This is a genomic window from Streptomyces sp. NPDC059477 (assembly GCF_042749375.1).
Classification (GTDB): domain Bacteria; phylum Actinomycetota; class Actinomycetes; order Streptomycetales; family Streptomycetaceae; genus Streptomyces.
The window spans coordinates 1-9232 of the sequence record NZ_JBHYUG010000159.1 but is presented as its reverse complement, the minus strand read 5'-3'; the positions used below and the strand labels follow the sequence as shown (position 1 = coordinate 9232).

Below are 9232 nucleotides of genomic sequence, written 5' to 3'. Positions count from 1 at the left end.
TTCCCCGCCCGCCCCGGTCCCCCCTGGGCTCGCGGGGGGCGCCCGCCCCCCCCCGCGGCCCCCCCAGGGCCCGCGCTCAACCCGGGAGCTACTTCCCCCGCGCGGCCTCGGCTTCCGCCTCCGCCACCCACTCCCGGCACTTCTTCACATCCACCGCCATCTGCTCCAGCAGCCCGTCGAGCGAATCGAACCTCGCCTGCCCGCGGACGAACGCGAGGAAGTCGACGGCGACATGCAGCCCGTACAGATCGAGCCCCACCCGGTCGATGGCGTACGCCTCCACCGTGCGCTCGGTGCCGTCGAACTGCGGGTTGGTGCCGACCGAGATCGCGGCCGGCATCGCCTCGCCCTGGGCGTGCAGCCACCCCGCGTACACCCCGTCGGCCGGGATCGCCGTGTGGGGCAGGGTCTCCAGGTTCGCCGTCGGGTAGCCCAGCTCGCGCCCGCGCTGGGCGCCGCGCACCACCACGCCCTCGACGCGGTGCGGACGCCCGAGGATCTCGGCGGCGCCCGCCACATCGCCCGTGGCGACCAGGCCCCGGGTCAGGGTGGACGAGAACGGCTGTCCGCCGCCCGCCTCCCCGGTCAGGCACAGGTCGACGACCTCGACCTCGAAGTCGTAGATCTTGCCCTGCTCGGCGAGGAACTCGACATTGCCCGCGGCCTTGTGGCCGAAGCGGAAGTTCGGGCCCTCGACGGCCGCCCTGGCGTGCAGCTTGTCCACCAGGACCTTCACGATGAACTCGGCGGGCGAGAGCTTCGAGAACTCGGCCGTGAAGGGGAGGATCAGCAGCGCGTCCACCCCCAGCTCGGCCATCAGTTCGGCCCGGCGGTGGTGCGGGGAGAGCAGCGGAGGGTGGCTGCCCGGACGGACGACCTCGCTGGGATGCGGGTCGAAGGTGACTACGACGGACGGCACACCCAGCTTGCGGGCGCGCTCCACGGCGTGCCGGATGATCAGCTGGTGGCCGCGGTGTACTCCGTCGTAGGAGCCGATGGTGACGACGCTGCGTCCCCAGTCCTCGGGGATGTCCTCCAAGCCACGCCAGCGTTGCACTGTGACCGCTCCTCGAACCCGTGTCTGTGTTAACGGATGCTTCTTACGCAGGTCTAAGGGTGCCATGCCGGATGCCCCGGCCCCGCATCGGCGTCCACGCTGTGACCGGGCGCACGCCCACCCCCTCCCACGGGCCCCCTCCCCCGGCCCGCTCACGCGGGCACCCGCACCCCCGCCAGGCTCCCGATCATCCGGCGGGTGCTGGGCCCCACCATCGCCGCCCACTCCTGCGGCGTCCGTGTCAGCCACCCCGCCACCTGCGCGGCGAAGCCGGGCACCTGCCGCCCCAGGTCGACGAGCCCCCGGTCGAAGCACGCGGCGCCCTCGGGGGTGCGGACCAGCAGGAGGCCGATCCGGCGCACCAGCGCGCCCAGCTCCTGGTCCGGCCGGTCAGCGAGCCCGGGGCGGCTCGCGACCACCCCGCGCAGCAGCGCGTCCAGTACGCCCGGCTCCCGCTCCCTGGCCAGCAGAGCCTCGCGCAGCTCCGCGCGCGACGAGCGAGTGGACGAGCGAGTGGACGAGCGAGTGGACGAGCGAGTGGACGAGCGGGCGGCGGCCCCGCCCTCGCCTAGCACCCCGGCCAGCGCTCCCCGCGCCCGCTCGCAGCCCCCCGCCAGCAACTCCGCCACCAGCGGAAACACCACCGCGCGGCCGAGATCCGGCAGGTCGAGCCGGGCGTCCGCCCACTCGGCCACCACACCCGCGCACGCGGGCCGCCGCTCCACCGCCTCCCCCACCAGCACGGCGACCCGGCGGGCGAGCGCGGCCGGGGTGGCATCGAGGAGGATCCACAGCGCGTCGGCCACGCCCCCGTCGGCGGTGACCGGCCCGCCGCCGGTGGCCAGCCGGGTCCGGAACGCCTCCAGGACCGGTTCCGGATCGGTGTCCAGCGCCGCGAGCAGGGCGGCGGCGGGCAGCCGGGGGTCGCCCGCCCCGAACCGGGCGAGCGCCTTCGGCAGATGCCGGGCCCGGCTGCGCGGGTCGCGGACCAGGATGCCGAGCGCCGCTCCGTGCAGGGGGGCGTCGGCGGGTGCGGCGAGCACGCACAGCGCCGCGTGCCGCAGGAGGCCGCGGTCGGCGTCGGAGCGGACATGGGGGCCGGTGCGCAGCCCGTGGACCATGGCGCTCTCGTGCCGGGCCGGACGCGGGTCGCGCGCCCAGCGGTCCACGGCCCGGCAGCTCGCCGACGGCTCCTCCTCCGCGAGCACGGCCAGCAGCTCCTCGGCCCGTGGATGCGCCCGCTCGGCGAGCGCCTCGGTGAGGTCGTCGAGAGCGCGCCGCCGATGCGTGTGCAGCAGCGCCTGCGCGGCGGTCGCCACGGTGGCGTGCGGGGTCGCGGGCAGCGCCCGCTCGTCGTCGAACCACCGCATGAGCAGCGGCTGTACGGTGTGGGGGTCGAGATGGCGTGGCCCGGCGCGCCCGTCCGGCGCCGGGTCGGCGAGCACCAGTCGGCGCAGCAGGTCGAGCCGCTCGGCGCCGGGCACCGCGAGCCCGGTCCAGAAGCCGGGCCCGAACTCGACGGGCACCGCCCGCCCGTCCCCCCGCCACCGCACGATCCGGTCGGCCAGCAGTCGCAGCGCGGTGAGGTACGGGGTCGCGTCGGGCACCTGGCGCAGCACCTCGCCGAGCAGCCGCGCCGCCCACCAGGAGGCGGGGTCGGCGTCCAGCGCCCGTACCAACTCCGCCAGTTTCAGGCCGAGTCGGTGGGTGTCCTGCTGGCGGGCGAGGAGCAGCAGCGACTGGACGACCGGTCCGATGCGGTGGTGGGGCACGGGGAAGGGGTGCGGTGCGACGGCGGGCTCGCGGCTGCGGTGGAGCAGGGCGTGCAGGGCCTCGTCGAGGTCGAGGTGCATGCCCTGGATCCAGTCGGCGAGTTCCTCGTGGGCGAAGCGGTAGCCGCCGCCCGCGGGGACGAGGAGCCCCTCGGCGAGCACGGCCGACGCCCAGCCGGTGCCCCCGCCGAGCCCGCGGGGCGCGGGGCCCCACGGGAACACCGCCTCGAACGCGGCCCGGTCCAGCTCCCCCTGTCCGGGCCCCAGACTGCCCCGCGCGGCCTCATGGACCTGTCCGGCGACCTTGGTGGCGAGCCGGCGGACGGCCCGGCCCGCCATGCCGTTCTCGGCGGCGATCCGTACGGCGATGCGCAGGCACATCAGGTCGAGATGGGCGGCGAGCACGTCGTACCGGTCGAGCGCCCGGGGTTCGGGGGCCTCCGGCAGGGCGGCCCGTACCTCGGAGAGCAGACGCAGGGTGAGCGGGTGGCGGGCGTCGGCGGGGACCAGGGCGCCCTCCGGGATGCCGTACCGGGACCGGGCCTCGCGGGCCTCGCCCCCGGTGAGATCACCGAGCGGCACGACCGAGGGCACTTCGACGGCGACGCCGTGCGGCGCGGCCACTCCGCCCGACTCGCACCCGGCGCCCGCCGCGAACGCGTCTCCGTCCCTTGCCGCGAATCCGTCTCCGACCCCCGTCGTGAACCCCTCCCCGGCGACCTCCCAGTACTCCGCCCGGCACCCCACCACCATCCGCGCCCCGCTCTCCGCCAGCCGGCGGGCCGTGCCCCGGGTCCACTCGCCCAGCCGGTGGGCGAGGACCGGCGGCATCTCCTCGGGGCCGTCGAGCAGGATCAGCAGCGGGCGTCCGGCGGCGCGGGCCGGCCGGGCGAGCCGTTCGAGCGTCAGGTCGCCGAACCGCTCGGGGAGTCCGGGGCGGGAGGCGCCGACGATCCGGGCGGCACGGGCCAGTGCGCGGTCGGCCGCGTCCGCCACCGAGGCGTCCCGGTTCTGTAGATCGGCGCCGCGCAGCCACAGGGTCGGCGCGGGCGCGCTGCCACTGCCGCGGTGGGCGGCGAGGGCCGCCAGTTCCGTCGTACGGCCGCTGCCGGGCGGCCCGATCAGGGCGAGGACGTCGGCGCCGCCCGCGGTGAAGGCGGCGAACCCGGCGGCGACCGCGGCCCGTGCCACCGGGACCACCGTCGCCCGGCCGGTGAGCGCGCCCATGGGGCCGTCGGAGCCGACCGAGGTGGCCGTCAGTTCCAGGACGCCCGCGAGATTGAGGTCGGCGCCGTAGGCGGGGACGGTCGCGGCGTTGCGTTCGAGCAGGTCGGCGAGGGGGCCTTCGGCGGCGGGGCGCAGCGGCACCGCGAAGCCGCTGTCGCGCGCGCCGGAGCGCAGGGCGGTGCCGATCACGCCGATCACCGTGCCGGTGGCGGTGTCGAGCAGCGGGCCGCCCGCCGCGCCGCCGCCGAGCCGCAGCGCGTCCCGCCCTGCCGTGCCGATGGCCAGCTCCAGGGCGTCGTCCAGGAGATGGACGCGGTCGGTGGCGGTGTAGGTCACCTCGGTGGTGCCCAGCACCCGGGCCTCGCGCCAGCATCCGGCGGCGAGCCGCGCATAGCCGCCGGTCCCGATCCGCTCGCGCGCGGTGACGGGCAGCGGGTCCACGCCGAGTCCGTCGGTCCGTACGAGCGCCAGATCACGGCCGGGCAGGGCGGTGATGTCGTCGGCGGTCACCGTGCAGGCGCGGTCCCCGGCGGTCCGCAGCACGAGCCGGCGCAGTCCGTCGACGGCCTCGTGGCTGGTGATCAGGGTGCCGTGGTGGTCGGCGAGGAAGCCGAGGCCGCGGGGGCGTCCGGCGAGATCGTGGAGATGGACGAGGGCGGGGCCGTCCGCCGCGCGGAGCGCCCCGCCGGAGGGGGTGGGACCGGGCCGTCCCGCCATGGTCGAACCTCCCCACCCACCACGTACCTGTGTACGACGGTAGGCGGGCCGTGATCGGGGGAACACAGCGGGTGGCGAACGCGCCCCCTTGCACTCCCGGGGTTCACTCCAAGCGCCCGCCTGAACGGGTGAACAGACGCCGTCCCTTGGAAACCCTAGGAGAGGGGGAACCGAGGGGGGACCGTGGAGCGGTGGGCAGGCACTACCCCGTGACCGCCGCTCCACGGGCACACAGGCCCCGCTCAGGCATCCGTACTCACCCGAAGACGGCCAGGCTCTTCGCCTTCCCCCGCTGCTCCTCCACGAGCGCGAGGAAACCGCCCCCGGGCCCGAAGACGGCCACCGCACCGGCGCCCGCGTACTCCTCGGGCATCTCCAGCCGCACCCCGTTGGCGAGCAGCTTCGCCCGCCGGGTGTCGACGTCCCAGCGCGGGAACGCGGCACCGGCGGCCTCGGCGACCGGCATCACGGTCAGCTCCTTCTGGAGCTGGTCCAGCGTCCGGGCCGTGTCGAGCTTGTACGGCCCGACCCGGGTGCGACGCAGCGCGGTGAGGTGCCCGCCGACGCCGAGGCCCGCGCCCACGTCGCGGGCGAGGGCGCGGATGTAGGTGCCGGAGGAGCAGACGACGGACACGACCAGGTCGAGCACGGGCGTGCCGTCCTCGGCGACCGCGTCCCGGACGTCGTACACCCCGAAGGACGAGACGGTGACGGGGCGGGCCGGGATCTCGAAGTCCTCGCCCTCGCGGGCCCGCTTGTAGGAGCGCACGCCGTCGATCTTGATGGCGCTGACCTTGGACGGCACCTGCATGATGGGGCCGGTGAGCTTCGCGACCTCCGTGTCGACGGCGTCGCGGGTGACCTTCGAGGCGTCGACCGACCTCGTGATCTCGCCCTCGGCGTCGTCGGTGACGGTGCTCTGGCCCAGCCGGATCGTGCCCAGGTACTCCTTCTCGGTCAGCGCGAGATGGCCGAGCAGCTTGGTGGCGCGCTCGATGCCGAGGACGAGGACGCCCGTCGCCATCGGGTCGAGGGTGCCCGCGTGGCCGACGCGCCGGGTCCTGGCGATGCCGCGCATCTTGGCGACCACGTCGTGCGAGGTGAAGCCCGACGGCTTGTCGACGATGACCAGGCCGTCGGGCGGGGTGGGCTTCTCGGTCATTCGGCGGCGTCGTCCTCGTCCTCGCCGGGCTTCTTGTACGGGTCGGCGTCCCCTGCGTAGGTGGCGCCGGAGGATGCCTCGCGTACCTTCTCGTCGGACTGGCGGGCCTTGTCGAGGAGGTCCTCGATGGTCTTCGCGGTGTCCGGGAGGGCGTCGGCGACGAAGGCCAGGGTCGGGGTGAACTTCACCCCGGCGGCCTTGCCGACCTCGGAGCGCAGGATGCCCTTGGCGCTCTCCAGGCCGGCGGCTGCCTCCTGCCGCTGCTCGTCGTCCCCGTACACGGTGTAGAAGACGGTCGCCTCCCTCAGGTCACCCGTGACCCGGGTGTCCGTGATGGTGATGTGCGAGCCGAGCCGCGGGTCCTTGATCCCGCGCTGGAGCTTCTGGGCCACGACCTCTCGAATGAGGTCCGCCAGCCGTTTGGCACGCGCGTTGTCGGCCACTGGTCCGTCTCCCGTTCTTTCCTGTCGTACGTCGTGTGGTGTTCGCGGTCAGTCGTCGTCGCCGTGGAGGCGGCGCCTGACCGACAGCAGCTCCACCTCGGGGCGGCCGGCCACCAGCCGTTCGCACCGGTCCAGCACATCGGTCACATGCCCCGTGTCGCCGGAGACCACCGCGAGGCCGACGACGGCCCGGCGATGAAGGTCCAGATGGTCCACCTCGGCCGCGCTCACCGCGAATTTCCGCTGGAGTTCGGCGACGATCGGGCGGACGACGGAGCGCTTCTCCTTCAGCGAGTGGACATCGCCGAGGAGGAGGTCGAAGGACAGTGTCCCCACGTACATGTGTTTTCCGGTTAACCCGCCGGTACGGGATCGGTGCCCGCGCCGGTTGGGTGGGCGGGACATCAAGAACGGTACCGCGCCCCTGCCGGGCGTTCGACCGGGTTTCGCCCTGCCCTGCGGGCGGGCGGCCCGTTGTGTTGTCCGTCAGTGTGCGGGTGCGAGTCGTGGGGGGTTGCTCGCGCAGTTCCCCGCGCCCCTGGGGGCATCGGCCTCAAGGGCGATGACAGCGTGCTGGCCGACGGGACTGAAGTCCCGCCGGCCAGCATGAACCGTTGGCTGGTTACACCCGCGGCTTCTCGCGCATCTCGTACGTCGCGATGACGTCGTCGACCTTGATGTCGTTGAAGTTGCCGAGGTTGATACCGCCCTCGAACCCTTCGCGGATCTCGGTGACATCGTCCTTGAAGCGGCGCAGGCCCTCGATGTTGAGGTTCTCCGCGATGACCTTGCCGTCGCGGACCAGTCGGGCCTTGGTGTTGCGCTTGACCTCGCCGGAGCGGATGAGGACACCCGCGATGTTGCCGAGCTTGGACGACTTGAAGACCTCGCGGATCTCCGCCGTGCCCAGCTCGACCTCTTCGAACTCCGGCTTGAGCATGCCCTTGAGGGCCGCCTCGATCTCCTCGATCGCCTGGTAGATGACCGAGTAGTAGCGGACGTCCACGCCCTCGCGCTCGGCCATCTGCGCGGCACGGCCGGCCGCGCGGACGTTGAAGCCGATGACGATGGCGTCGGAACCCATGGCGAGGTCGATGTCCGACTCCGTGACCGCACCGACGCCGCGGTGCAGGACCCGGATGTCGACCTCTTCGCCGACGTCGAGCTGGAGCAGGGAGGATTCCAGTGCCTCGACCGATCCGGACGCGTCGCCCTTGATGATCAGGTTGAGCTGCTGGACCTCGCCGGCCTTCAGGACCTTGTCCAGGTCCTCCAGCGAGACACGGCGCGTGCGCTTGGCGAAGGCCGCGTTGCGCTCGCGGGCGGCACGCTTCTCGGCGATCTGGCGGGCCGTACGGTCCTCCTCGACCACCAGGAAGTTGTCACCCGCGCCCGGGACGTTGGTCAGGCCCAGGACCTGGACCGGCGTCGACGGACCCGCCTCGGCGACGTTGTTGCCGTTGTCGTCGAGCATGGCGCGCACCCGGCCGTAGGCGTCGCCCACGACCATCGTGTCGCCGACCCGCAGGGTGCCTCGCTGGACGAGGACCGTGGAGACGGCGCCGCGACCGCGGTCGAGCCGGGACTCGATCGAGATGCCCTGCGCGTCCTGGTGCGGGTTGGCCCGCAGGTCGAGCGAGGCGTCGGCGGTGAGGATCACGGCCTCCAGCAGGGAGTCGATGTTCAGCCCCTGCTTGGCGGAGATGTCGACGAACATGGTCTCGCCGCCGTACTCCTCGGCCACCAGTCCGAACTCGGTGAGCTGGCCGCGCACCTTGGTCGGGTCGGCGCCCTCGACGTCGATCTTGTTGACCGCGACCACGATCGGGACGTCGGCCGCCTTCGCGTGGTTGAGCGCCTCGACCGTCTGCGGCATGACGCCGTCGTTGGCCGCGACGACCAGGATCGCGATGTCGGTCGAGCGGGCACCACGGGCACGCATGGCGGTGAACGCCTCGTGACCCGGGGTGTCGATGAAGGTGATCTTGCGCTCTTCGGCGTTGACCTCGGTCGCGACCTGGTAGGCACCGATGTGCTGGGTGATGCCGCCGGCCTCGCCCGCGATGACGTTGGTCTTGCGGATGGCGTCGAGCAGCCGGGTCTTTCCGTGGTCGACGTGACCCATGACGGTGACGACCGGCGGACGGACCACGAGGTCCTCCTCGCCGCCCTCGTCCTCACCGAACTCGATGTCGAAGGACTCCAGCAGCTCACGGTCCTCCTCCTCGGGGCTGACGATCTGAACCGTGTAGTTCATCTCGCCCGCGAGGAGTTCCAGCGTCTCGTCGGAGACGGACTGGGTGGCCGTGACCATTTCGCCGAGGTTCATCATGACCGCGACGAGGGACGCCGGGTTGGCGTTGATCTTCTCCGCGAAGTCGGTGAGCGACGCGCCACGGGAGAGCCGGATGGCCTCGCCGTTGCCGCGCGGCAGCATCACACCGCCGACGCTGGGCGCCTGCATGGCCTCGTACTCCTGGCGCCGCTGCCGCTTCGACTTGCGGCCACGCCGGGCCGGACCGCCGGGACGGCCGAAGGCGCCCTGCGTGCCACCGCGGCCACCGGGACCGCCGGGACGGCCGCCGAAGCCGGGACGGCCACCGCCGCCACCCGCACCGGGACCACCGGGACGACCGGCGAAACCGCCACCGCCACCCGGAGCACCGGGACGACCGGCGAAACCGCCGCCACCGCCACCGGGACCGCCGGGACGACCGGCGAACCCACCGCCGGGACGACCGCCGCCACCGCCACCGGGACGGCCACCGCCACCGGGACCGCGGCCACCGGGGCCACCGCCGCCGGGACGCGGACCGGCCGCCGGACGCTGCGGCATCATGCCGGGGGTGGGACG

Annotated in this window: 6 protein-coding genes; all 6 read right to left on the bottom strand. The window is 73.7% G+C overall.

Annotated features, from left to right (window positions below; genetic code table 11):
- Nucleotides 1–88: 88 nt before the first annotated feature.
- The gene (locus ACFXAZ_RS38650; RefSeq protein ID WP_384601507.1) at nucleotides 89–1057 is read right to left on the bottom strand and encodes a bifunctional riboflavin kinase/FAD synthetase; all 969 of its coding nucleotides are present in this window, start codon (nucleotides 1055–1057) and stop codon (nucleotides 89–91) included.
- A gap of 152 nt (nucleotides 1058–1209) precedes the next feature.
- A complete protein-coding gene (locus tag ACFXAZ_RS38645; RefSeq protein ID WP_384601504.1) occupies nucleotides 1210–4773 on the bottom strand; it encodes a serine protease in 3564 nt (1187 codons plus the stop codon).
- A gap of 256 nt (nucleotides 4774–5029) precedes the next feature.
- Complete coding sequence (gene truB / locus ACFXAZ_RS38640) at nucleotides 5030–5935, bottom strand: tRNA pseudouridine(55) synthase TruB (RefSeq protein ID WP_384601501.1); 906 nt, start codon at nucleotides 5933–5935, stop codon at nucleotides 5030–5032.
- A complete protein-coding gene (rbfA, locus tag ACFXAZ_RS38635) occupies nucleotides 5932–6378 on the bottom strand; it encodes a 30S ribosome-binding factor RbfA (protein WP_384601498.1) in 447 nt (148 codons plus the stop codon). The genes truB and rbfA overlap by 4 nt, the downstream gene beginning before the upstream one ends.
- A 48-nt stretch (nucleotides 6379–6426) precedes the next feature.
- Complete coding sequence (locus tag ACFXAZ_RS38630; RefSeq protein ID WP_384601495.1) at nucleotides 6427–6720, bottom strand: DUF503 domain-containing protein; 294 nt, start codon at nucleotides 6718–6720, stop codon at nucleotides 6427–6429.
- A 280-nt stretch (nucleotides 6721–7000) separates the two neighbouring features.
- Nucleotides 7001–9232 (bottom strand): translation initiation factor IF-2 (infB, locus tag ACFXAZ_RS38625; protein WP_384601492.1); only part of this gene is annotated, 2232 nt, incomplete at its 5' end.

Excerpts from the sequence above, each read along its gene's own strand:
- ACFXAZ_RS38645 (WP_384601504.1), bottom strand. The coding sequence starts at position 4,773 with ATGGCGGGACGGCCCGGTCCCACCCCCTCCGGCGGGGCGCTCCGCGCG.
- truB (WP_384601501.1), bottom strand. The coding sequence starts at position 5,935 with ATGACCGAGAAGCCCACCCCGCCCGACGGCCTGGTCATCGTCGACAAG.
- ACFXAZ_RS38630 (WP_384601495.1), bottom strand. The coding sequence starts at position 6,720 with ATGTACGTGGGGACACTGTCCTTCGACCTCCTCCTCGGCGATGTCCAC.